The following is a 21,184-nucleotide window of genomic DNA, read 5'->3' as shown; positions in this document are numbered from 1 at the left end:
GACGATGGAACGCATGGGCATGGTGATCGGGATAGCCGCCGATAAGATCGATGAATACAAGGCCCTGCACGCGGCCGTGTGGCCGCAGGTGCTGGCCACGCTGGCCGCCGCGAACGTGCGCAACTACACGATCTTCCTGCGCGAGCCGGAGAACCTGCTGTTCGGCTATTGGGAGTACCACGGCGACGATTTCGACGCCGACATGCGCGCCGTCGCCGCCGACCCGGAGACGCGCCGCTGGTGGACCTTCTGCGAGCCTTGCCAGCTGCCGCTGGCGAGCCGCGCCGAGGGCGAGCACTGGGCGATGATGCCCGCCGTGTTCCATATGGATTGAGGGTTCCCAACGCGGCGCGACGGCATCCATTGCCGCCGCGCCGCAGTCGCTTCAAGATCAGCGAAATACCGCGACGAAGCCGCCGCGTGGTTTCAGCGTCACGCGCGCCTGGCCGCTCCGCAGCTCCGCTTGGCTGAATTCGCGCTGGTCGGCGCCATCGCTAATCATGGCGCCCTTGCGGTCGCCGATGAAGGAGAGGTCCAGCTCGACCGTGCGCTCGCTTTCATCGGCGTTGATCCCCGCCACATACCAGCTGGCGCCGGCCTTGCGGGCAACGACGACATGGGTGCCGGGATAGCCAGCGAGGAATCGGCTGTCATCCCATTTGCGCGGCAGCGAGCGCAGAAAACTCCTGACATACTCGGGCACCGTGGCCATCCCCTCGGGAATCTCGGCGAAATGCTGGATACCCGACAGGAACAGCACCGACTGGGCCAGCTCGAAGCCGTTGCGGGTGATGCGCTTGATCTTGCCCATGTCGCCGAAGACCATGGGCGTGAAGTCCATAGGGTCGAACAGGTTGCGGATCATGGCCGCGTTCACCGCGTGGGCGGGCACGGCGTCATGGTCGCCCTGGTCGAAGGTGGTGAACTCGAAACCGCGAATCGCCTCCACCGTCATCAGGTTGGGGTAGGTGCGCTGCAATCCGCGCGGCAGGGTCGCGCCGTGGAAGTTCACCAGCAGCCCCGCGTTGGCCGCGTCCTTCAGGATATCGACGTAGTAGCGGATCATCGAGACGCCGTCGCCGCCGAAGAAATCGATCTTCACCCCGTTGACGCCCATTCCGCGCAGGCGTGCGAATTCCTTCACGCGCGCATCGTGCGTCAGCAGCTTGTCGCGCGGCGTCTGCGGCGCGTCGTTCCATGCGCCGGCGGAGTTGTACCAGACGTGCAGGTTCACGCCCCTGGTGCCGGCGTAGCGCGCCAATTCGGCCATCTTCTCGTAACCGATCTGCCGGTCCCATTCCGCGTCGACCAGGGTGTGGTTCCATTTCATGTCCGCCGCGTAGTCGATGAACTTCTTCTGCACGTCGAATACGGTGAACTCGTCCTTCAATAGCGGCCAGCTCCAGGACGCGTGTCCGGGCTGGATCAATTTTCGGTCGAACGCGATGGCCGGCGCCGCCAGGTCGGTGCCGAGTGTGGAATCCATCACGGCGTTAAGCGACCCCACCGCGACCACACGTCAAGGGGTGACCAGGGGGCCGGCGGTTTCCGCCAGCAGCCTGCCATTCGTGAAGACCTCCGGTGGCGTCGGCACGTCGATGCGGTAGACGCCGCCGGGCGCCTCGGTGGCGAGGCGCGAGGCGTGGAAGCTGCCGTTCATGTTGGCTTCGGTCAGCGCCACCCAAGTGTCACCGCTCTTGAACAGCGCCGGGAACACCCAGCCTGCCTTCAACGGCGCGGGCTGGCCCACCGGAATGTCGACCTGGTAACGCTCCTCGTAGGACGGGTTGGTTTTACCGAACCCGGTCTTGGCCACCGCCATCGGCTGGAGGAAGGCGCGCGCCTTCGGATTGAAAGCGAAACCGGTCGTTTCGCCGAGAAAGCGCTTGACGGGAATCCGCGCATCGGCGACGACATAGCGGAAGGCCACGCCATCGTCGGACACGCGGAACGCCACATCCATCTTGTACCCGGCGGAATTGACGATGGAGAACACTTGCTCATTGGCGCGGTAGTGGATGGCGGAGCGCTTGCCCACCGCCATTGCATACTTGTCGGAGATCGCTTTGACCGCCGAAGTTTTCACCAAGCGAAGGCCGCGCGAGAAATCCGCGTCCGCCAACGTCAGACCAAGCGGCGATGGCAGCAGCACCGGTTGGCCGTTGCGGTGCACGCTGTACGATAAGGTACTGTCCGGATTGATTTTTACGGCAACATCCAGTTGTTTGTCGGGGCTCTGGAGCGCCAGCGCAGCGCCGCTGGTCAAGCTTAATCCCAGCAGCGCGCTCACTATCTTTATGTTCATCATGTCGTCATCACAAATGGTTAAAAAGCTGCGTTCAGTCACGCAGGTGGAACTTTATGCGCATTAATTGTATGTGATATATTGAGAACAGTTTGCATTTATTTAATCGGCTGCATATGATGTATTGCCTCGAGACCAACAACCAACCAAGGCAGATGCAGACGTTTTATAAGAAGGCGCTCCTCGCGCTGATTTTCCTCGTGGTGGCGGACGCCTTGCTGGCGGCGTTGTTCATTTACCGGAGCTATCTGTCGGTGACCGTGCTGGCGCCGCTCCAAGACCGCACGCACTGGCGCAGCGTCGGCGAAACGGACGCCCCCTGGCGCGGAACGTCGACCATCCGGATGCATGATCCCGACGGCGAACGGCTGCGTTATGATTTCCAGCTGACCACGGCGATCGAATATCCATTCGCCGCCGCGACGCTGTTGCTGAACGATCGGCAGGACCGGCTGGCGCAGGTCGACTGGTCGAAGTACACCAGCGCCACCTTCCTCGCCAAATGCGCGCCGGCCAATTCGCTCATCTTCGGCATGCTGGCCTTCGACGACAAGATCTCCAGGGTGGGTGATTTCCCGACCTATAGAACGCCGCAAAGCTTTTTCTCCTGTAACGAGGCCGGCGTGCCGGTGGCGGTGGACCTGTCCCGGCTGACCATGCCCGAGTGGTGGTTCTCCTTGCACAAGCTGCCGGTATCGCTGCAGGACTACAAGCTGGACAAGATATCGAAAATCGTCTTCGGCACCAGTTTTCAAAGTCCCCGCGACGTCGCTTCCCGGGTGGAAATCAGCGAATTCACACTGCATGGCCGCGACTACCGCTATATCGCCGCGCTGGCCGTCGTCCTGCTGGCCAGCTGGAGCGCGTTTGGCCTGTGGTTTTTCCGCAGCCTCGCGCGGGCCTTGATCGCCAGCCTGGAGTCGAAAAAGAAGAACGATCTGCCGCTGATCGCCTACCGTCAATTGATCCTGGAGTCATCCAAGGACAAGGAAAAGGCTTCGGTATTGCAATTCGTCGCGACCAACTACGCCGATGCGGAACTGGATCTGGAGTCCGTGGTCGTCGGGACCGGGGTGAATCGCTCCAAAGTCAACGACCTGCTCAAAAAAGAACTGGGCATGACCTTCACCGGTTACCTGAATAAATTGCGGCTGACGGAGGCGGGCCGTTTGCTGGCCGAGGACAATGGCGCGACCGTTTCGGAGATCGCGTATTCGGTCGGTTACGGCAACGTCTCTTATTTCAACCGGCTGTTCAAAGAGGAATACGGCTGCGCGCCGAAGGCTTTCCGGTCTTTGTCGACCAAGCAGAAACAGCCGGCGGAACCGATTCCCTCCTGATCGATCGCTCCCCACGGTCACGCCGGACCGGTCACTTGTACTTTTCGCAGGACCGCTTGCCATTTCCGCTTAGTGAAAGAGATTTCGGCCATGGCGCAAGAACGTCCCGGCGCGCGGTCCTATGCTCGGACCCCTTGTCCATTTTTGGTATCCACCCCATGAAGAAAAGTTCCAGCCGCTTGGTCACCGCCATGTGCATGTTCTTGCTTTCGTCGGCCCATCTTGACGCCGGGGCCGCCGCCATCCCACAGCTTGTCCAAAAAAACGGCCGCCACGCGCTGATGGTCGACGGCCAGCCGTTCACGATGCTTGGCGTGCAGGCCCACAACTCGAGCAACTATCCCGGCGCGCTGGAGCCAGTGTGGTCCGCCGTCAGGGACGCGCACGCCAACACGCTGGAAATCCCGGTCGCCTGGGAGCAGGTCGAGCCGGTTGAGGGCAAATTCGATTTCAGCTACGTCGACACCTTGGTGGCGCAGGCGCGCCGGAACAAGGTGCGTCTTGTGCTGCTGTGGTTTGGCACCTATAAAAACACGCGTCCGCAATATGCGCCGGAGTGGGTCAGGACCAATAACCAGCGTTTCCCGCGCATGCTCGACAAGGAGGGCAAGCCGACCTACTGCCTGTCGACCTACGGCGAGGAGACCTTGAAGGCCGACACCAGGGCCTTCGTCGCCTTCATGGCGCACCTGAAGAAGACCGACGAGGCCGACCGCACCGTGATCATGGTGCAGGTCCAGAACGAGGTCGGCACGTTCAACAGCACGCGCGACTACAGTCCGAAGGCGGAGGCGGCGTTCCGCCAGCCGGTGCCGGCGGCCGTGCTGGCGAAAAAGAAGCCGCCCGTGCCCGGCGCCGCCAGCGGGACCTGGTCCGAGGTCTACGGCCCATATGCGGAAGAGTATTTCCTGGCGTATTCGATGGCCAGCTACATCGGCAAGATGGCCAAGGCCGGGCGCGCGGTCTACAACCTGCCGATGTTCGTCAACGCCGCCGTGCGCGATTCGGTCGCGCCGGCCACGCCGTGGAAGAACAATTTCAACGCCGGCGGCCCGACCTATGACGTGATCGACATCTACCAGGCGGCGGCCCCCCATATCGACATCTCCGCCGCTGACCTGTACGGCAAGGAGTCGGAGCAGGTGGCGGGCAACCTGGCCAAATACCAGCGCCCGGACAACGCCCTGTTCATCCCGGAGATGGCCAACGCGCCTTACTTCGCGCGCTATATCTACCAGATACTGGGACGCGGCGCGATCGGTGTCGCGCCGTTCGGCGTCGACTACGCCGACTACACCAACTATCCGCTGGGGGCGCGGACGGCCGACAAGGCCATGGCCGCGCCGTTCGGCAAGATCTACGCGGCGTTCCGGCCGATGGAGCGGATGTGGGCGACCTGGGCGATGGAGGGGCGCACCCACGGCATCGCCGAGAGCGACGAGCGCACGCCGCAAACCATCACCATGGGGAACTGGAGCGTCAACGCGATCTTCCGTGAATGGCACATGGGCACCGTCGCGCATTCGGCCAACAAGCAGGATTTCCCGCCCGGCACCGAGTTCCCCACCGGCGGCGCCGCGTTCGCGCAAACCGGCGACAACGAGTTCATCGTGATCGGCCAGCAGGTGCGTTTGCACTTCGGCGGCGCAGGCGCCAACGCCAGCAAACCGGCCATGTATTTGCGCGTTGAGGAAGGCCGCTTCGACGCGGCGGGAAAATGGATCATGGAGCGCAACTGGAACGGCGACCAGGTCGATTCCGGCCTGAACCTGCCGGCCCGTCCCACCGTCCTGAAAGTGCGCATGGGGACGTACTGAGGCGGGCTATCCGATCGGCGGCGGCGTCGCGTCGGCCGCATGCCAAATGGATTGAGTCGCAAGATCAAGTCAATTTAATGTACGTACATAAAACATTTGACTGCTATTTTTTATGTACGTACAATAAATGAACGGACATCACTTATGATCCGAACAAGGACGTGAGCAACCAGGCGAAACATGGTGTTTCGCTGGCCGAAGCGGAAAATATCGACTGGTTCACGGCATTGGAAAAATTGGACAATAGAGAGGACTACGGGGAGGATAGATACATAGCGTTCGCACCTATCGATAATCGGCTTTACTGTGTGGTGTATGTGGACAGGGAAGATCGACGCCGTATCATCAGCCTGCGAAAAGCGAATTCAAGAGAGGTAAAAGATTATGTCGAAGCGCAAAAGTAACGAACTGGACGCGGAGCAAGCCGCCATGGTCCTCGATACGCCTGCGCCTCCTGCGGCGCGCGCGGGTGTCGATGCTTTGGTTCTCGATTCCGCCCGCGCGGAAGCGCGGCGACGCAAGGCACAACAGCTCCTCATGCCAACGCCGGAAGAAGACGCCGCCATCACTGCCGCCGCGCTGAGCGATCCGGACAATCCGCCGCAGGCCGAGGACACCATGGCCGATTTCACCCCGGCCAGCCTCGCCCCCCGCCGCCCTCGGGGCCGACCGACCAAAGACGCCCCCAAGGTACCCACCACGATGCGGCTCGACAGTGATGTGCTGGACTCTTTCAAGGCAACCGGCGAAGGCTGGCAAACCCGCGTGAACGCGGCGCTGCGTGAGCACCTTCAAGCGCGCAATATGCTGGCGCGCCGCTTCCATGCCACCGTTTGCCGGCTAGAGAAAGAAACCGACCAGCTTGGCGAGTTCCTGGTGGTGGCCATTGATGACAGCGAAGCGAAAGCGAAGGTGAAGCAACACCTCAAAGGGCTGGGCATGGCGGAGGCGGCACGCGCTCAGATTTATACGGTGGACGTGGGTAACGCCCGAATGGCTGAACTCGATACGATATATTAAAGACACTTCGTCAGCGACGCGACGCCCACTGAGGCGGAGTTGGCCGTCGGGGGCGCCTGCGTCACGCCGCCTGATCGCGGCCGTGCCCGGCGTCGCGCTTGCGCAGCGCGTTGAGCATGGTCGAGCGCGACGAGCCCAGGTGGACCCGCATCGCCGCCAGCGCGGCGGCGACGTCGCCCTCGGCCAGCGGACGCAGGATCGCCAGGTGCTCCTGCAGCGCGTACTGGTTGCGCGGGATCTCGTCGCGCTTGTCCCACTGGTAGTGGTAATGGTAGACCATGGAGACGACGTCGTTGAGGCTCTCGGCGAAACGGTTGTCCAGCAGGCCAATCAGGAAGGTGTGGAACTCGCGGTCGAGCGCGGGGAATTCCGCGTGGCTCTCGGCCGGTTCGCGGCCCAGCGCCTCGTGGCGCGCCAGCAGCTCGCGCAGCCTGGCGAAGGCCGGGTCGTCCGGCGCCAGCTCGGCGATTTTTTCGATCGCCTTCAATTCGAACATCTCGCGCACCTCGCCCAGCTCCTGGGCGTATTTGGTGTCGAAGGCGCACAGGCGCCAGCCGCCGCGCGGGTTTTTCGCGATCATGCCGTTGCGCGAGAAGCCGATCAGGAATTCGCGCACGGCGATGGTGCTGACCCCGGCAGCGCGCGATAGCTCGACCTCGGTGAACTCGGCGCCCGGCGGCAAATCGCGCTCGTAGATGCGCTCCATCAGCACTTGCTGCAGCTGCTCGGTGGCGCTGTGCAGTTCGGCCACGTCGAAGTAGTCGTCCGGCCTTGGCTTGCGCAGCAAATAGCGCTGCTTCATGCCGGCCACCAATCCATGGTCGACCAAATGGGCCAGCGCGCTGCGCACGGCGGTGCGGCTGCTGGCGACGATCTCGGTCATGCGCATTTCGGTGGGCAGGGGATCGCCAACGGCCAGGTGGTTGGCGGCGTGGTCCAGCAGCAGGTTGATGCTGCGCCGGGTGGTGATGGGAAGTTTGGCCATGTTTTGTGGTGCGGGGCGCCGTTGTGGCGGCGTAGTGTATTGAATACATAGAATACACCACGATTGGTACTCGCGTGTCGCGGCGGTAGTTTACTGCCTTGAATTTTGCAAGTTTACGCCATTATGAAATTCATCAAATAGCGGAATGATTTCGCGTGCACAACACGTTTGCGGTTCGCCTTCTGAATTGTTTGATATATGTTTATTAGGTTTTCACGTTTGCCGTCGGGGGAGGGATGTCGGCGGCCGGCGCGGAAACGGAGCCGTCGGCCCCGCCCGGGGAAGGCGGCTTCGCTGTCATCCATATATACAACAAATCATAAGGAGACAAGTAAGATGAAATGGATTAATGCAGTGCTCGTCGCGGCCCGGCCCCTGGTGGCCGCCGGCGCGATGGTCGTGGCGGCCCAGCAGCCCGCCGCCGCCTATACCTGGGACACCGTCGCCATGGGCGGCGGCGGGTTCGTCTCGGCCGTCATTCCCAGCAAGGCCCAGGGCGTGGTGTACGCCCGTACCGACGTCGGCGGCGCCTTCCGCTGGGACAATTCGGCCGCGCGCTGGGTGTCCATGCTCGACTGGGTGGCGGACGACCAGACCGGCTACCTCGGCGTCGAATCGCTGGCGGTCGATCCCAAGAACGCGGCCAACGTCTACCTGTACGTCGGCATCAGCTACTTCAATGGCGGCAAGAGCGCCGTGCTGCGTTCGACCGACTACGGCGCCACCTTCTCCACCACCGACGTGACCGCCCAGTTCAAGGCGCACGGCAACGGCATGGGGCGCCAGAACGGCGAGCGCATGGTGGTCGATCCGGGTTCGAGCAACGTGCTGTACCTGGGCACGCGCGCCAACGGCCTGTTCAAGAGCACCAACGCCGGCGCGGCGTGGACCAAGGTGAACGCCCTCAACGTGACGACCACGGCCAACGAGAACGGCATCAGCGTGGTCATGGCCGATCCGGCCAGCGTGTCCGGCGGCGTGGCCCAGCGCCTGTTCGTCGGCGTGTCGCGCTACGGTTCGGCCGGCGCCAACTTTTATCGCAGCGACAACGCCGGCGGCTCGTTCAGCGCCGTCTCCGGCGGCCCGGCCAACCTGATGCCGCAGCGCGCCGCCTTCGACGGCGCCGGCAACCTGTACATCACCTACGCCAACGGCGCCGGCCCGCACGGCAACCAGTCCGGCACGGAGCCGATGAACAGCGGCCAGATCTGGAAATACGCGATCGCCAACGGCGCCTGGACCAACGTCACGCCGGCCGGCGTGACGGTCGCGTTCAGCGGCATCAGCGTCGACCCGAACAATGCCCAGCGCCTGATCGCCTCGTCGGTCAACCAGTACGCCCAGCAGGGCAACAGCTGGGGCGACCGGGTGTATATCTCGACCAACGGCGGCGCGGCGTGGACCGACGTCGTCGCGCGCGGCTTCGCCAAGGACACCGGCGGCATCAACTGGATCGCCGGTTCGTCGATCCACTGGGCCGGCACGGTGGCGTTCGATCCGTTCAACACCAAGACCGTCTGGGTCACGTCCGGCAACGGCATCTTCAAGACCAGCGACATCGACGCCACCACGACCACCTGGACCTTCAACACCAAGGGCCTGGAGGAGACGGTGCCGCTGAACATCAACAGCATCGCCGGCGGCCCGCTGCTGTCGGCGCTGGGCGATGTCGACGGCTTCCAGCACTACAACACCCAGAGCTACACCAACCCGATGTACACGCCGACGATGGGCACGACCACCGGCCTGGCGGTGGCGGACGCCAACACCGGCACGGTTGTTCGCGTCGGCAACGCGATGTACCGCTCCGCCAACGGCGGCACCAACTGGACGCAGGCGACCATCAACGGCGCCAAGGGCCAGGTGGCGCTGTCGGCCAGCGGCGGCGTGTTGCTGCACAGCCCGGAAAATTCTTCCACCACCTACCGTTCGACCAACCTGGGCACGAACTGGACGGCCGTCGGCGGACTGGGCGTGAGCAACGCGCGTCCGCTGGGCGATCCGGTCAACAACAATAAGTTCTATGTGCACAATCCGGCCAATGGCGCTTTCATGATCAGCACCGACGGCGGCGCGTCGTTCTGGCAGTACAACACGCTGGCCGCCGGCGGCAGCGACGTGATCCGCGCGGTGCCCGGCCGCGAGGGCGACATCTGGGTGCCGCTCTACGGTGGCGGCCTGGCGCGCACCACCAGCTCCGGCTGGCAATTCACCACCTTCGCCAACGTCAGCTACTGCGGCGCGGTCGGCTTCGGCAAGGCGGCGGCGGGCGCGACTTATCCGACCGTCTTCATCTGGGGCACGGTCGGCGGCGTGCGCGGCTTGTTCCGCTCCACCGACACCGGCCAGACCTGGACGCGGATCAACGACAACGCCCACCAGTACGGCGGTCCGGGCAATGGTCGATTCGTCGTCGGCGACATGAACACCTTCGGCGTGGTCTACATGAGCACGGCGGGCAGGGGGATCGTGGTGGGCCGGCCGTAAGCCTGGCGTAGTGAAGGGGACGCCGCCGTCAGCGATTGCCGACGGCGGCGGTTACATAAAACATCGGGACAACCTGCAAGATTTTGTAGTAAATGTTTATTATATATGTGGAACAATTTGGGTTATCATCTAGCCAAACTACCCATTCGAGACACCTGTAAATGAAATCTTTGCACACGAAGAAAGTCCCGGGCCGAGTGCTCCTGGCAGGCATGCTCGCAGCCACGATCGCCGCCCACGCCGCCCACGCCGCCCCGCCGTCGCGGTTGCCTCCGATGCCGCCCATGCCGGCGCTGCCGTCGCCGCTGCCGCAGGACAGTGTGGACATGGCCGCCCACGATTCCGTGCCGGAAGTGAAGCTGGCGTTGCCGATCACGGCAGGCCCTTTCGAACCAACCTGGGAATCGATCGAGAAAAACTACCCGGGCACGCCGGCCTGGCTGCGCGAAGCGAAATTCGGCATCTGGGTGCATTTCGGACCGCAGGCGGCCGGCATGAGCGGCGACTGGTATGCCCGCCGGATGTACGCGCCCGGCACGCCGGCCTACGACAACCACCTCAAGAACCAGGGGCATCCATCGCGCGTCGGCTACAAGGAAATGCTGCGCGACTGGAATCCGAGCAAGCTCGATCCCGCCAAATTGACGGCGCTGTACAAGGCGGCGGGCGCGCGCTTCCTGATCGTCCAAGGCGTGCATCACGATAATTTCGACCTGTGGGACTCGCGCTACCAGCCGTGGAATTCGACCCGCATGGGCCCGAAGCGCGATCTGGTCGGTGAGTGGTCCAAGGCGGCCAGGGAGGCCGGCATGCGCTATGGCGTGGCCTTCCATCATGAATATTCGTGGTGGTGGTGGCAAACCGCCTTCGGCAGCGACAAGCAGGGGCCGCTGGCCGGCGTTCCCTACGATGGCGGCCTGACCATGGCCGACGGCAAGGGAAAGTGGTGGGAAGGGCTCGATCCGCGCCGGCTCTACAACGTCGACCTGCGCGAATACAAGGGCGTCGCCGCGGCGGCCCAGACGGATTGGAATCCGCCGCCGGCCGGCCTGTTCAGCCGCCACACCGCGTATACGAAGTGGTATGCCACCCAATGGGCGCTGCGCATGATGGACGTGGTGGAGCGCTACGATCCCGATTTCATCTATACCGATGGCACGGGGCCGCAACCGTTTAGCGGAACCCACACCGGCACCGGCATCAAGTCCGATGCGACGCAGCGCGTGATCGCCGATTTCTACAATCAGACCCTGAAAAAGCGCGGCAAGGTCGACACCTTCAGCATCATCAAGTTCCGGCCGACCACCAACGGCACCGTGAACACGGAGGAGGGCAGCGTCCCGGACGGCATCAAGTCCGACCAGGCGTGGATCGCGGAAACGCCGGTGGGGGATTGGTACTACGGGCCCGGCTTCACCTACGATTCGGGCGCGGTGATCCGCTATATCCTTGAGCAGGTGTCGCGCGACGGCAATATCGCCATCTGCATTTCGCCGCTGCCCGACGGTTCGCTGGACGCCGGCAGCACCCGCATGCTGGAGGAGGTCGGCGCCTGGATGCGCTTGAACGGCCAGGGCATCTACGGCAGCAAGGCCTGGGTCGTGCCCGGCGAGGGCGAAGGCGGAAAGTTGCGCACCCTGCCTGGCGGAAAAATCGGAAAAGAGCAGGCCGAGTTCCGCTTCGGTCCCAAGGATTTCCGCTTCACGGTGGGTGGTGACGGCTCGCTCTACGCGTACAGCATGGCGGTTCCCGCCGCCGGCAGCGAACTCCGCATCGCTTCGCTGGGCCGCGCCGCCAATCGCTTGGGTAAGCCGGTCGCCTCCGTCACGTTGCTCGGCCATGCGGGCGCGCCCTTGCGCTGGAAGCAGGACGACGACGCCCTCGTCATCACCGTGCCCGAGGGGATGTCGTTCGCCACGGCGGTTGGTTTTAACATCAGGTAGCACATCGCGAAAAATCCTTCGATAAAGGAGCATTACCATGACATCAGAAGCAAACAAACTCACCATGCAGAAGTTTGTCGAGTTCATCAACACCGCCAGCGAAGCATTGGCTAACGAACTCATCTCGACGGAGGCAATCTTTCATGTGCCGGGACGTCCGGAGCCAATGCAAGGGCCGGCTGGTTATCTCGCCATCATCGGCATGATGCGCGAAGGATTCCCCGACATTCAGTGGACCCTGGAAGAGATGGTGGCCGAGAGCGATAAAGTGGCCGCCCGGTTTACGATGCGCGGCACACATCAAGGACCATTCTTCGGTGTAGCGCCTACCGGGAAGAAGATCGCCGTGCAAGCCATGAACCTCTACCGTCTCTCCAACGGCAAGTTCGTTGAAGAGCGCGGCCAGCCCGATATGCTTGGCTTGTTACAGCAAATCGGTGCCGCGCCATCGAATTGAACCCCTTGGGCCTTGCCTTGTCGTGCCTTTCGTAATTCCGATACGACATTGGTATCGACAAGGAACATACTGGCGAGTACGACGAAATTACTACAGCGGGTACCGAGCCGCAAGCGTCATCCTCCACGGTCACATAACTGAGCTTCAATGTGGGTGTGACCTCGGTGGAGCCAACGCCAGTCGCTAAAAAAGCTTGGCTTCATTTGAGGCGCTCTCACAATCACCGTTTGGGGTTGGCTTTCTGCTGAATCACTCGGCAACGCTCCATCAAGGTCTCAAATGGCTCGGCGTCATCAAGAAACAGGCCGTCATCGATCATATGCTGATAGTCGATTCGCAACTTGGCTAGAGCGCCATCATCGGGCACCAACTGTAGTCCGCCCGCGACTGCGGCGTGATAGTCGATGGACTTTCCTTGGGTGTCTTTTTCTGAAAAGAACATGCCCTTATGATCAGCCACTGCGCTGGCGAGCGCTTTGTCTGCGAGCGCGGCATCGACGAAACCGGCGCTGTCGAGTCGCGTAATGTCATGCCAATGGCGCGCGAAGCGGTCCCCGCCACGAAACTCGCCTTGAGCGCAGAAAACGTGGATTGCCGTGGATTTTTCCCAGAAGGTGCGTTCGGCGCGCATGACTTGTGGCGTCGCGGTCGGAAACTCTACGTCCGGCAGATATGCGGCCGCGTCACAATGTACCGTGCGCTGTTCGTTTGGCTCTCCGGTGGAGCGGGCGCCGAACTCCAGCCTGACCGCAGGGGCCACATAGCCGGTCCCGGTGGACAGAGGCGTGTATTCGATAAATATCGTGTCGCCTTCGGCCCGCACCGTGGCCGGCAAGTTGGACTGTTCAAGGTCGCGCTGCAAGCGAGGCACGATTTCGGTGCTCACCCAGTCGGCCAGGCGTACACGAATTTCCTTGCTCCATTTCTTCTCTTGGCTTTTAGTGGCAGGCAGTGGCGTATCTGCATCGCCCACCAGATCGCCGGCAATGGCACGAATATCGTAAGTCAGATCCACGTCTTCGGAGAAGCGCCGGATAACGCCGTATGCCTTCGACAAGGAGGTGCCACCTTTGAATACCAGTTGCTCGGCATAAGGGCCTGAAAACAAATGCCGCAAAGCCCAGACTACCCATATGTCTTTTTCCAAAAGATGGGGCGGGAGGCCCGACGCATCTGCGGCGGCATTCAAAGCGTCCAGTCGCTCGTCGACGGCGAGCTGGAAAAAATCAGGCATGCATCACCAGCGTACTAATTTCTTGAGCCATCCAGGTCGGCAGGCGGGGCCGCGCCGAGGCGATTTCGTTCAGCTCCGCTGAGGGCAACTTGGCGCGTAGCTTGCGTACCGCGTCCACGGACTTTTCTGGTCCCAGCCAGGCAAGTGCTCGGACGACTTCGCCTGCGGCGCGTCCGGGAAAAATCAATTGCCAAATCGCGGCGTGCCGCAGCTCGACCGTTTGCGCGCCCAACTTCAAGCGGCGGCTAGGGCCTGACGTGAGGTAAATCGCACGCATTGGTACTTGCTTGGTTAGTCCCAGCGCGTTGGCCGCCGCTGCGCCATGCGGCACGATGGTTTCCCCACAGTGGTTGGCCAATCCCTCGACCATCTTGGCGGTCGATGGCGCGCGGTTGCCGAAGCGGGTTTTTACAGGCAGAACATAGATGCCACGGCTGGCGCGCAGCAGGGCGCCGCGCCGGACGAGGCGGGATAGCACCTGATCGACCGCTGCCCGATTCCCCAAGTGAAGCAATCCTTTCGCGACCAGAGGCGTGCCTTCCGGCAGTTCTGCGGCGTGCTGTAAGACTTGTTTGGCAAGGGTCTGCATGGTGAATTTCTCCTGAATGAAAGAAGTATGCGCTATTTTCTGACACTTTTCAACCGTCGCTGATTTGTGCGGTGATAAAACGGTTCTTAACGGGGGAGTGGCGCGAGACGGCGCTTCAAGGAGGCGGGGCGAAAAAAAGGAGCGTTGCCGCTCCTTTCCGTTATTCCAGGTTCTGCACCTGTTCGCGCATCTGCTCGATGAGCAGTTTGAGCTCCATCGAGGCGTCCGCCAATTCCTTGACCGAGGCCTTGGCGCCCAGCGTGTTCGCTTCGCGGTTGAGTTCCTGCATCATGAAGTCCAGGCGCTTACCGACCTGGCCGCCCTTTTTCAGGATGTGGCGCGTCTCCGTCAGGTGCGCCGACAGCCGGCCCAGCTCCTCGGCGACGTCGATGCGGATGCCGTACAGGATCACTTCCTGGCGGATGCGCTCCAGCGCGTCCTGGCGCGACAACGCCGAATTCGAGCCCTGGCAGGCCAGGCCCAGCGCGTCCTGCATGCGCTCGACGGCTTTTTGCTGGAAGGCGGCGACCACCTGCGGGATGAGCGGCGTGATGCGCTTGACGATCACTTCCATCGCCTCGATGCGCGAGGTCAGCATCGCTTCGAGCGCGGCGCCTTCGCGCTGGCGGCTGACGACGAAGGCCTCGACCGTGCGCGCGGTCAGCGCGGCGACGTCGGCCTGCAGCGACTCCTGGCCGATCTGGGCTTCCTCGATGACGCCGGGCCAGCGCAGCAGTTCGGCCACGGTCATGGTCGGCGCGGCGGGGAAGTGCGCGCCGACTTCTTGTTGCAGTCGTTGTAATTCGGTCAATAGGGGCAGGTTGAGCGCCTGCGTGCCGGCCGTGGCCGCTTTACGGCCGAAACTGAGCCTCAGCTCGACCTTGCCGCGCGTGATGGCGGCCATGACCGCCGAGCGCAAATCGGGTTCGAGCGCGCGCAAATCGTCGTTTATTCGAAACTGAAGGTCGAGAAAGCGCGAGTTGACGCTCTTGATTTCGATCGTCAGTGTGCCCGCCGCGCTTTCACTGGTGGCGACTGCGTAGCCCGTCATGCTGGAAATGCTCAATGGATGTCCCCGATTTAATCTTTACAAAACAGTGATTTATCCACACAATCCGGTGTGTTGAGGCGAGGAATCCTATGGCTGCACAAAACAACGCCCCGTTACCCGATGGTCTGGAAATTGCTGGATATCGCATTGTAAAGAAAATTGCGTCCGGTGGGTTCAGTATTGTTTACCTCGCGTACGACCCCGACGGGGTGGCGGTCGCCATCAAGGAGTATTTGCCCAGTTCGCTTGCGCTGCGCCAGGACGGCGAGCTGGCGCCGACCGTCTCGCGCGCCAACCTGCCGGTGTTCCGGATCGGCCTCAAATGCTTCTTCGAGGAGGGCCGGGCGCTGGCGCGCATCTCCCATCCCAACGTCGTCAGCGTGCTCAACTTCTTCCGCGCCCACGATACCGTCTACATGGTCATGGCCTACGAATCGGGCCATTCGCTGCAGGAGCATATCCAGGGCCAGCGCGCCAAAGGCGGCAAAGTGGGCGAGGCCTTCATCCGAACGATCTTTATTCAGGTGCTCAAGGGCCTGCGCGAGGTACACGCCAACAAGCTGCTGCACCTGGACCTGAAACCGGCCAATATCTACCTGCGCACCGACGGCACGCCGATGCTGTTAGACTTCGGCGCGGCGCGCCAGACCGTCAACAACGACATGCCGACCCTGGCGCCGATGTACACGCCGGGCTTCGCGCCGCCGGAGCTGTACGTCAAAACCGGCGGCCTGGGGCCGTGGTCGGACGTCTACAGCATCGGCGCGTCGATGTTCGCCTGCATGGTCGGTTCGCCGCCGCAGCCGGCCGACCAGCGCAAGACCGAGGATAAAATGGCCGGACACTTTGAAAAGCTCGCCGGCGGCTACACACCGGAGCTGGTGCAATTGGTGCGCTGGTGCCTGATGGTCGACCCGCTGGAGCGGCCGCAAAGCCTGTTCGCGCTGCAGAAGGTGCTGCAGGCGTCGGTGGCGCCGCCGGAGCCGCCGCCCCCGGCGCAGGCACGGCGGGGCATCATCGAGAAGCTCGGCGGCGGCCTGCGCGGCCTGGTCGGACGGCTCGGTGGCGCTGCAGGACCGAAGGCTAAGGCCGGACCGGATACACTTGTCTGATCGGGACTGGGTACTGGTCACGTTAAACAAGGCGACTGCGAAGGCAAACAATGCAATTCTCCGTGTATCAGGAAAGCCACATCGGCGGCCGCAAGGTCAACCAGGACCGCATGGGCTACAGCTTTACGCGTGACGCCTTGCTGCTGGTGCTGGCCGACGGCATGGGCGGCCACCTGCGCGGCGAGATCGCCGCCGCCGTCGCGCTGCAAACCATTTCGGCCATGTTCCAGCAGCAGGCCACGCCCTACGTGAAAAAGCCGCAGCGCTTCCTCGAGGAGGCTTTCACGGCCGCGCACCAGGACATCCACGACTACCGCAAGGCCCACGACATGGCGGAGACGCCGCGCACCACCATCGTCGCCTGCCTGATCCAGCACAACACGGCGACCTGGGCGCACTGCGGCGACTCGCGCCTGTATTGGCTGCGCGACGGCCGCATCCTGGCGCGCACGCGCGACCACTCGCATATCGAAAGCCTGATCGCCAAGGGATTGGTGGCGGCGTCCGAGCGCGCCACCCACCCGGACCGTAACAAGCTGTATAACTGCCTGGGCGCCGACAGCCTGCCGAAGGTGGAGATGTCGGGCGGCGGGGGGCTGCTGCCGGGCGACCAGCTGCTGTTGTGCTCCGACGGTTTGTGGTCTATGCTGCCGGACGATGAAATGGCGCGCCGCATGCACGCGCACACGGTGGTGCGGGCCGTGCCGGACCTGCTGCGGGCGGCGCTGGTCGCGGCCGGCGACGGCAGCGACAACGTCACCGCGCTGGCCATCATGTGGCAGGGCAGTTCGGTGGTCGACGGCATGGGCGCGACGACGGCGGGCGGCATGCCGACGGTGATTTCCACCGAGGCGCTGCCGCAGGACCTGCACAGCACCACCATCCAGGGCGGGCCGGTTCGGACGGAGTTGGATCCATCGACGGCCGCTATGGATGCCGCCTTCGACGACGATGAAATTGAAAAAGCCATCGCCGAGATACGCGGCGCGATCGAAAAATCCTCCCAGATTCTCAAATAATCCCCACACAATTCACAAGGACACCGTATGACCTTAGCAACACCCACCTTCGCCCGGCCCAGCGGCCGCGCCGTCGACGCCCTGCGCACCCTGCGCCTGACCCGCGATTACACCAAGCACGCCGAAGGCTCGGTGCTGATCGAATGCGGCGACACCAAGGTCATTTGCACCGCCAGCATCGAGGACAAGGTGCCCGGTTTCCTGAAGGGCAAGGGCCAAGGCTGGATGACGGCCGAATACGGCATGCTGCCGCGTTCGACCCACACGCGCATGGACCGCGAGGCCGCGCGCGGCAAGCAGTCGGGTCGCACGCAGGAGATCCAGCGCCTGATCGGCCGCTCGCTGCGCGCCGCCTTCGATCTGCAGGCGTTCGGCGAGCGCACCTTGCACCTGGACTGCGACGTGATCCAGGCCGATGGCGGCACCCGCACCGCGTCGATCACCGGCGCCATGGTCGCCGCGCATGACGCGTTCTCCAAACTGGTCGCGCGCGGCGCGGTGCCGGCCATTCCGCTCAAGGGTTTCGTGGCGGCGATCTCGGTCGGCGTGTATCAGGGCGTGCCGGTGCTGGACCTGGACTATGTCGAGGATTCGAGCTGCGATACCGATATGAACGTGGTGATGAACGACGCCGGCCACTTCATCGAGGTGCAGGGCACGGCCGAGGGCGCGGCGTTCGACCGCGCCGGCATGAACCGCCTGCTCGACCTGGCGCAGGGCGGCATCGCCGATTTGATCAAATTGCAGAAGCAGGTGCTGGGCTTGAACGCTTAAGTTGATCGACTGAGTTCTTCCAGCAGTTCCCATCCTTTATCCCATGTGCCGAGTCCGCTGGCGGCATTGATGTGCCCCAGCGCGCCGGCGTAGTGCAGGCGGCTACCCCATACGTTGGCGTAGTGCCGCGCATGCTCGATGCTGGCGTATGGATCATTGTCGCTGGCGACGATCAGGCTGGGGAAATCGAACCGTTGTTCAGGCAGTGGCGCAAAACCGTGCGCGGCGGCGGGGAAGGCCGGTCCATGCGGATCGGGCACCGCCACCAGCACCGCCGCGCGGCACGCCGCCCGCCCCGCCGAAGCCGTCCAATGTGCCACCGCGAGGCATCCCAGGCTGTGCGCGACGATCAACGTATCCGGCCCGCTTGCCCGCATGGCGCGTTCAATGGCAGCCACCCAGTCGGCGCATTGCGGCTCGTTCCAATCTGCGACCTCGATGCGCGAGACGCAGGCGTGGCTTTGCTGCCACAGCGTTTGCCAGTGTTCCGCACCGGAGTTGCCGATGCCCGGCACGATTAGTTTCCGCATAGTTCGTTTCCTCGTTGTTGTTGACCTTGTCCAGTATGCGGGCTAAGCTGCCGTTGTCACATGGGCTGGCAAATGAAATTGCTGCTCGATACGAGCAATATCGAACAATTCCGAGGGTTTTTCTGATGACTTCAAGGCGCGCGCTGGACAGGCTGGATAAACGCATCCTCGACCTGTTGCAGCAGAATGCACGCTACACCAACACCGAGATCGGCAAGCAGGTCGGCCTGTCGCAACCGGCGGTGACGGCGCGCATCCAGCGGATGGAAGAGGAGGGGGTGATCGAAGGCTATGGCGCGCGCATCAATCCACGCAGCGCCGGACTGGAGATCAGCGCCTTCATACGGCTCAAGACCACACACGACAAGATCGAGCCCTGCCTGCGGCTGTTTGCGGGCACGCCGGCCATCGTCGCCTCGGACCGCATCACCGGCGAGGACTGTTTCATCGTACGTGCCACGGTCGCCACCATGAGCCAGCTGGAAGAAGTGATCGACAAGCTGGCGGCTTTCGGCGCCGTCTCGACTTCGATCGTGCTGGCGACCTATCCGGGCAAAGGGTTTACAATGTCGGCTTCCTAGCTTTAGTGGCCCTGCCGATTCCCATGACCCAACGCCTGATCCTCGCCTCCAACAACGCCGGCAAACTCAAGGAATTCAACGAACTGCTGTCCACGGTGGGCTTTTCCGTCCACGCGCAGGGCGAGTTCGGCGTGCCCGAGGCGGATGAGCCTTTTCACACATTTGTCGAAAATGCACTGCAAAAGGCGCGCCACGCGTCGCGCCTGACCGGCTTGCCGGCGCTGGCGGACGATTCCGGCGTGTGCGTCAACGCCCTGGGCGGCGCCCCCGGCGTGTACTCGGCGCGCTTCGCGGGCGAGCCGAAATCGGACGCCCGCAACAACGAGAAAATGATCGCCGACCTGGCCGCGCACGCCGACAAATCGGCCTACTACTATTGCGTGCTGGTGTACCTGCGCCACGCCGACGATCCGCAGCCGGTCATCGCCGACGGCCGCTGGAACGGCGAGATGATCGCCACGCCGCGCGGCAACGGCGGCTTCGGCTACGACCCCTACTTCTTCATCCCGGCGCTGGGCAAGTGCGCGGCCGAGCTGACCGCCGACGAGAAAAACGCCATGTCCCATCGCGGCCAGGCATTGCGCGCGCTGGTAGAGAAACTGAAATGATTCCGATCAAAATCGTCGGAGCCGGCGGCAAGGCGGCTTCACCGGCTTCACCGAATGCGGCAAGCGCCGACCTGGGCGACGCGGCCGGCGTCGCGCTCAAGTACCTGCAAAGCGGCTCGCTGAACCTGTCGGCGCTGCCGCCGCTGTCGCTGTACATCCATTTCCCGTGGTGCGTGAAGAAGTGTCCTTATTGCGACTTCAACTCGCACGAGGCGAAGGAGGGCGGCGCCTTCCCTGAACAGGAATACCTGGACGCCATGCGCGCCGACCTGGAAATGGCGCTGCCGCTGATCTGGGGCCGCAAGATCTACACGATCTTCATCGGCGGCGGCACGCCGAGCCTGATGTCGGCGGCCGGCCTGGACCGCCTGCTGTCGGACGTGCGCACCTTGCTGCCGCTCGACAGCGACGTCGAGATCACGATGGAGGCCAATCCGGGCACCTTCGAGGCGGAGAAGTTCAAGTCCTACCGCGCCAGCGGCGTCAACCGGCTGTCGATCGGCATCCAGAGCTTCAACGCGCGCCACCTGACGGCGCTGGGCCGCATCCATGACGACAACGAGGCGCGGCGCGCGGTCGATATCGCGCTCGCCAACTTCGACAACTTCAATCTGGATTTGATGTACGCGCTGCCGTCGCAGACGTTGGAGGAGGCAAGGCTCGACGTGGAGACGGCGATGTCGTTCAAGCCGCCGCACCTGTCGCTGTACCACCTGACGATGGAGCCGAACACGTTGTTCGCCAAGTATCCGCCGTCGTTGCCCGACGACGACGCCAGCGCGGACATGCAGGACATGATCGCCGAACTTACCGCCGCCAATGGCTACCAGCAGTACGAGGTGTCGGCGTACGCCAAGGAGGGCCACCGCGCGCGCCACAATTTGAATTACTGGGAGTTTGGCGATTATCTCGGTATCGGCGCCGGGGCGCATTCGAAGATATCGTTCCCGCATCGCATACTGCGGCAGGCGCGCTACAAGCAGCCGAAGGCCTACATGGAGCAGGTCAGGCTGGGCGCGCCGGTGCAGGAGGAGTACGAGATCGCGCGCGAGGACATGGGCTTCGAGTTCATGTTGAACACGTTGCGCCTGCACGGCGGCTTCGATCCGAACCTGTTCAGCGAGCGCACCGGATTGAGTTTGAACGCGATCGAGAAAAGCCTCGACGCCGCCGAGGCCAAGGGCTTGCTGTACCGGGATTACAAAGTGATCCGGCCCACCGAGTTGGGCCAGCGTTTCCTCAACGATTTGCAGCAGATGTTCCTGACGGCCTGACGCGGCGAGACAATTGCATGCCCACGTGATCACGTAGGGCGGATTAGCGCAGCGTAAT

General features: G+C 63.0%; 20 protein-coding genes and 1 pseudogene. 14 read left to right on the top strand and 7 right to left on the bottom strand.

The window, feature by feature from the left end; genetic code table 11:
* The first annotated feature begins 4 nt into the window (after window positions 1-4).
* On the top strand, window positions 5-334 hold the full coding sequence (locus AC07P1_RS03830) for an L-rhamnose mutarotase (protein ID WP_494694574.1): 330 nt from the start codon (window positions 5-7) through the stop codon (window positions 332-334).
* 57 nt (window positions 335-391) lie between these two features.
* On the opposite strand, the gene AC07P1_RS03825 is transcribed toward AC07P1_RS03830, so the two are convergent.
* Complete coding sequence (locus AC07P1_RS03825) at window positions 392-1,486, bottom strand: glycoside hydrolase family 97 catalytic domain-containing protein (RefSeq protein ID WP_494694573.1); 1,095 nt, start codon at window positions 1,484-1,486, stop codon at window positions 392-394.
* Between the two features lie 33 nt (window positions 1,487-1,519).
* On the bottom strand, window positions 1,520-2,305 hold the full coding sequence (locus AC07P1_RS03820) for a glycoside hydrolase family 97 N-terminal domain-containing protein (RefSeq protein WP_494694572.1): 786 nt from the start codon (window positions 2,303-2,305) through the stop codon (window positions 1,520-1,522).
* Between the two features lie 155 nt (window positions 2,306-2,460).
* Here AC07P1_RS03820 and AC07P1_RS03815 point away from each other — a divergent pair, with 155 nt between their 5' ends.
* The 4 genes and pseudogenes from AC07P1_RS03815 to AC07P1_RS03800 form a co-directional block, all read left to right on the top strand.
* On the top strand, window positions 2,461-3,645 hold the full coding sequence (locus tag AC07P1_RS03815; RefSeq protein WP_494694571.1) for a helix-turn-helix domain-containing protein: 1,185 nt from the start codon (window positions 2,461-2,463) through the stop codon (window positions 3,643-3,645).
* A 158-nt stretch (window positions 3,646-3,803) separates the two neighbouring features.
* The gene (locus AC07P1_RS03810) at window positions 3,804-5,462 is read left to right on the top strand and encodes a DUF5597 domain-containing protein (protein WP_494694570.1); all 1,659 of its coding nucleotides are present in this window, start codon (window positions 3,804-3,806) and stop codon (window positions 5,460-5,462) included.
* 137 nt (window positions 5,463-5,599) lie between these two features.
* Window positions 5,600-5,866 carry a BrnT family toxin gene (locus AC07P1_RS03805; protein ID WP_494694795.1) on the top strand — a complete coding sequence of 89 codons (267 nt, stop codon included), beginning with the start codon at window positions 5,600-5,602 and terminating at the stop codon, window positions 5,864-5,866.
* Between the two features lie 133 nt (window positions 5,867-5,999).
* Window positions 6,000-6,257, top strand: a pseudogene (locus AC07P1_RS03800) (BrnA antitoxin family protein); the annotation flags it as partial.
* Between the two features lie 286 nt (window positions 6,258-6,543).
* Here the strand turns inward: AC07P1_RS03800 and AC07P1_RS03795 are convergent.
* Entirely contained in the window at window positions 6,544-7,467 is a 924-nt protein-coding gene (locus AC07P1_RS03795; RefSeq protein WP_494694569.1) for a GntR family transcriptional regulator, read from the bottom strand.
* 336 nt (window positions 7,468-7,803) lie between these two features.
* Here AC07P1_RS03795 and AC07P1_RS03790 point away from each other — a divergent pair, with 336 nt between their 5' ends.
* The 3 genes from AC07P1_RS03790 to AC07P1_RS03780 all read left to right on the top strand — a co-directional run bounded on the left by AC07P1_RS03790 (window position 7,804) and on the right by AC07P1_RS03780 (window position 12,354).
* Window positions 7,804-9,954, top strand: a complete 2,151-nt coding sequence (locus AC07P1_RS03790; protein ID WP_494694568.1) for an exo-alpha-sialidase — start codon at window positions 7,804-7,806, stop codon at window positions 9,952-9,954.
* 212 nt (window positions 9,955-10,166) lie between these two features.
* On the top strand, window positions 10,167-11,897 hold the full coding sequence (locus tag AC07P1_RS03785) for an alpha-L-fucosidase (RefSeq protein ID WP_494694567.1): 1,731 nt from the start codon (window positions 10,167-10,169) through the stop codon (window positions 11,895-11,897).
* Window positions 11,898-11,934: 37 nt separating this feature from the next.
* Entirely contained in the window at window positions 11,935-12,354 is a 420-nt protein-coding gene (locus AC07P1_RS03780) for an ester cyclase (RefSeq protein WP_494694566.1), read from the top strand.
* A gap of 220 nt (window positions 12,355-12,574) precedes the next feature.
* On the opposite strand, the gene AC07P1_RS03775 is transcribed toward AC07P1_RS03780, so the two are convergent.
* The 3 genes from AC07P1_RS03775 to AC07P1_RS03765 form a co-directional block, all read right to left on the bottom strand.
* Window positions 12,575-13,588, bottom strand: coding sequence for a nucleotidyl transferase AbiEii/AbiGii toxin family protein (locus AC07P1_RS03775; RefSeq protein WP_494694565.1), 1,014 nt, complete (start codon window positions 13,586-13,588; stop codon window positions 12,575-12,577).
* Window positions 13,581-14,177, bottom strand: a complete 597-nt coding sequence (locus AC07P1_RS03770) for a DUF6088 family protein (RefSeq protein WP_494694564.1) — start codon at window positions 14,175-14,177, stop codon at window positions 13,581-13,583. The genes AC07P1_RS03775 and AC07P1_RS03770 overlap by 8 nt, the downstream gene beginning before the upstream one ends.
* Before the next feature lie 160 nt (window positions 14,178-14,337).
* Complete coding sequence (locus AC07P1_RS03765) at window positions 14,338-15,228, bottom strand: YicC/YloC family endoribonuclease (protein WP_494694563.1); 891 nt, start codon at window positions 15,226-15,228, stop codon at window positions 14,338-14,340.
* A gap of 89 nt (window positions 15,229-15,317) precedes the next feature.
* On the opposite strand from AC07P1_RS03765, the gene AC07P1_RS03760 reads away from it, so the two are divergent.
* Genes AC07P1_RS03760 through rph form a run of 3 tightly spaced genes read left to right on the top strand, consistent with a single transcriptional unit; the run spans window position 15,318 to window position 18,133 of the window.
* A complete protein-coding gene (locus AC07P1_RS03760) occupies window positions 15,318-16,340 on the top strand; it encodes a serine/threonine protein kinase (RefSeq protein WP_494694562.1) in 1,023 nt (340 codons plus the stop codon).
* A 50-nt stretch (window positions 16,341-16,390) separates the two neighbouring features.
* Entirely contained in the window at window positions 16,391-17,359 is a 969-nt protein-coding gene (locus AC07P1_RS03755) for a PP2C family protein-serine/threonine phosphatase (protein WP_494694561.1), read from the top strand.
* 27 nt (window positions 17,360-17,386) lie between these two features.
* Window positions 17,387-18,133, top strand: a complete 747-nt coding sequence (gene rph / locus AC07P1_RS03750; RefSeq protein WP_494694560.1) for a ribonuclease PH — start codon at window positions 17,387-17,389, stop codon at window positions 18,131-18,133.
* Here the strand turns inward: rph and AC07P1_RS03745 are convergent.
* The gene (locus AC07P1_RS03745; protein WP_494694559.1) at window positions 18,130-18,663 is read right to left on the bottom strand and encodes an RBBP9/YdeN family alpha/beta hydrolase; all 534 of its coding nucleotides are present in this window, start codon (window positions 18,661-18,663) and stop codon (window positions 18,130-18,132) included. The two genes, rph and AC07P1_RS03745, sit on opposite strands and share 4 nt — an antisense overlap.
* A gap of 125 nt (window positions 18,664-18,788) precedes the next feature.
* Between AC07P1_RS03745 and AC07P1_RS03740 the strand changes: the two genes are divergently transcribed.
* The 3 genes from AC07P1_RS03740 to hemW are packed head-to-tail and all read left to right on the top strand — an operon-like array spanning window position 18,789 to window position 21,126.
* Window positions 18,789-19,244 (top strand): Lrp/AsnC family transcriptional regulator, encoded by a 456-nt coding sequence (locus tag AC07P1_RS03740; protein WP_494694558.1) that lies wholly within the window; start codon window positions 18,789-18,791, stop codon window positions 19,242-19,244.
* A gap of 23 nt (window positions 19,245-19,267) precedes the next feature.
* Window positions 19,268-19,852, top strand: a complete 585-nt coding sequence (gene rdgB / locus AC07P1_RS03735) for an RdgB/HAM1 family non-canonical purine NTP pyrophosphatase (RefSeq protein WP_363499720.1) — start codon at window positions 19,268-19,270, stop codon at window positions 19,850-19,852.
* The gene (gene hemW / locus AC07P1_RS03730) at window positions 19,849-21,126 is read left to right on the top strand and encodes a radical SAM family heme chaperone HemW (protein WP_494694557.1); all 1,278 of its coding nucleotides are present in this window, start codon (window positions 19,849-19,851) and stop codon (window positions 21,124-21,126) included. Before rdgB ends, hemW begins: the two co-directional genes overlap by 4 nt.
* Window positions 21,127-21,184 lie beyond the last annotated feature (58 nt).

It is taken from the genome of Duganella sp. GW821-FHT07F09 (assembly GCF_059418705.1).
Note: the sequence above shows the minus strand (reverse complement) of the source record. Positions and strands in the feature narration are given on the sequence as shown.

What these genes read in the sequence shown, in the direction of transcription:
- AC07P1_RS03830 (WP_494694574.1), top strand. Translation starts at nt 5, where the DNA reads ATGGAACGCATGGGCATGGTGATCGGGATAGCCGCCGATAAGATCGAT.
- AC07P1_RS03825 (WP_494694573.1), bottom strand. Translation starts at nt 1,486, where the DNA reads ATGGATTCCACACTCGGCACCGACCTGGCGGCGCCGGCCATCGCGTTC.
- AC07P1_RS03820 (WP_494694572.1), bottom strand. Translation starts at nt 2,305, where the DNA reads ATGAACATAAAGATAGTGAGCGCGCTGCTGGGATTAAGCTTGACCAGC.
- AC07P1_RS03815 (WP_494694571.1), top strand. Translation starts at nt 2,461, where the DNA reads ATGCAGACGTTTTATAAGAAGGCGCTCCTCGCGCTGATTTTCCTCGTG.
- AC07P1_RS03810 (WP_494694570.1), top strand. Translation starts at nt 3,804, where the DNA reads ATGAAGAAAAGTTCCAGCCGCTTGGTCACCGCCATGTGCATGTTCTTG.
- AC07P1_RS03795 (WP_494694569.1), bottom strand. Translation starts at nt 7,467, where the DNA reads ATGGCCAAACTTCCCATCACCACCCGGCGCAGCATCAACCTGCTGCTG.
- AC07P1_RS03790 (WP_494694568.1), top strand. Translation starts at nt 7,804, where the DNA reads ATGAAATGGATTAATGCAGTGCTCGTCGCGGCCCGGCCCCTGGTGGCC.
- AC07P1_RS03785 (WP_494694567.1), top strand. Translation starts at nt 10,167, where the DNA reads ATGCTCGCAGCCACGATCGCCGCCCACGCCGCCCACGCCGCCCCGCCG.
- AC07P1_RS03780 (WP_494694566.1), top strand. Translation starts at nt 11,935, where the DNA reads ATGACATCAGAAGCAAACAAACTCACCATGCAGAAGTTTGTCGAGTTC.
- AC07P1_RS03775 (WP_494694565.1), bottom strand. Translation starts at nt 13,588, where the DNA reads ATGCCTGATTTTTTCCAGCTCGCCGTCGACGAGCGACTGGACGCTTTG.
- AC07P1_RS03770 (WP_494694564.1), bottom strand. Translation starts at nt 14,177, where the DNA reads ATGCAGACCCTTGCCAAACAAGTCTTACAGCACGCCGCAGAACTGCCG.
- AC07P1_RS03765 (WP_494694563.1), bottom strand. Translation starts at nt 15,228, where the DNA reads ATGACGGGCTACGCAGTCGCCACCAGTGAAAGCGCGGCGGGCACACTG.
- AC07P1_RS03760 (WP_494694562.1), top strand. Translation starts at nt 15,318, where the DNA reads ATGGCTGCACAAAACAACGCCCCGTTACCCGATGGTCTGGAAATTGCT.
- AC07P1_RS03755 (WP_494694561.1), top strand. Translation starts at nt 16,391, where the DNA reads ATGCAATTCTCCGTGTATCAGGAAAGCCACATCGGCGGCCGCAAGGTC.
- rph (WP_494694560.1), top strand. Translation starts at nt 17,387, where the DNA reads ATGACCTTAGCAACACCCACCTTCGCCCGGCCCAGCGGCCGCGCCGTC.
- AC07P1_RS03745 (WP_494694559.1), bottom strand. Translation starts at nt 18,663, where the DNA reads ATGCGGAAACTAATCGTGCCGGGCATCGGCAACTCCGGTGCGGAACAC.
- AC07P1_RS03740 (WP_494694558.1), top strand. Translation starts at nt 18,789, where the DNA reads ATGACTTCAAGGCGCGCGCTGGACAGGCTGGATAAACGCATCCTCGAC.
- rdgB (WP_363499720.1), top strand. Translation starts at nt 19,268, where the DNA reads ATGACCCAACGCCTGATCCTCGCCTCCAACAACGCCGGCAAACTCAAG.
- hemW (WP_494694557.1), top strand. Translation starts at nt 19,849, where the DNA reads ATGATTCCGATCAAAATCGTCGGAGCCGGCGGCAAGGCGGCTTCACCG.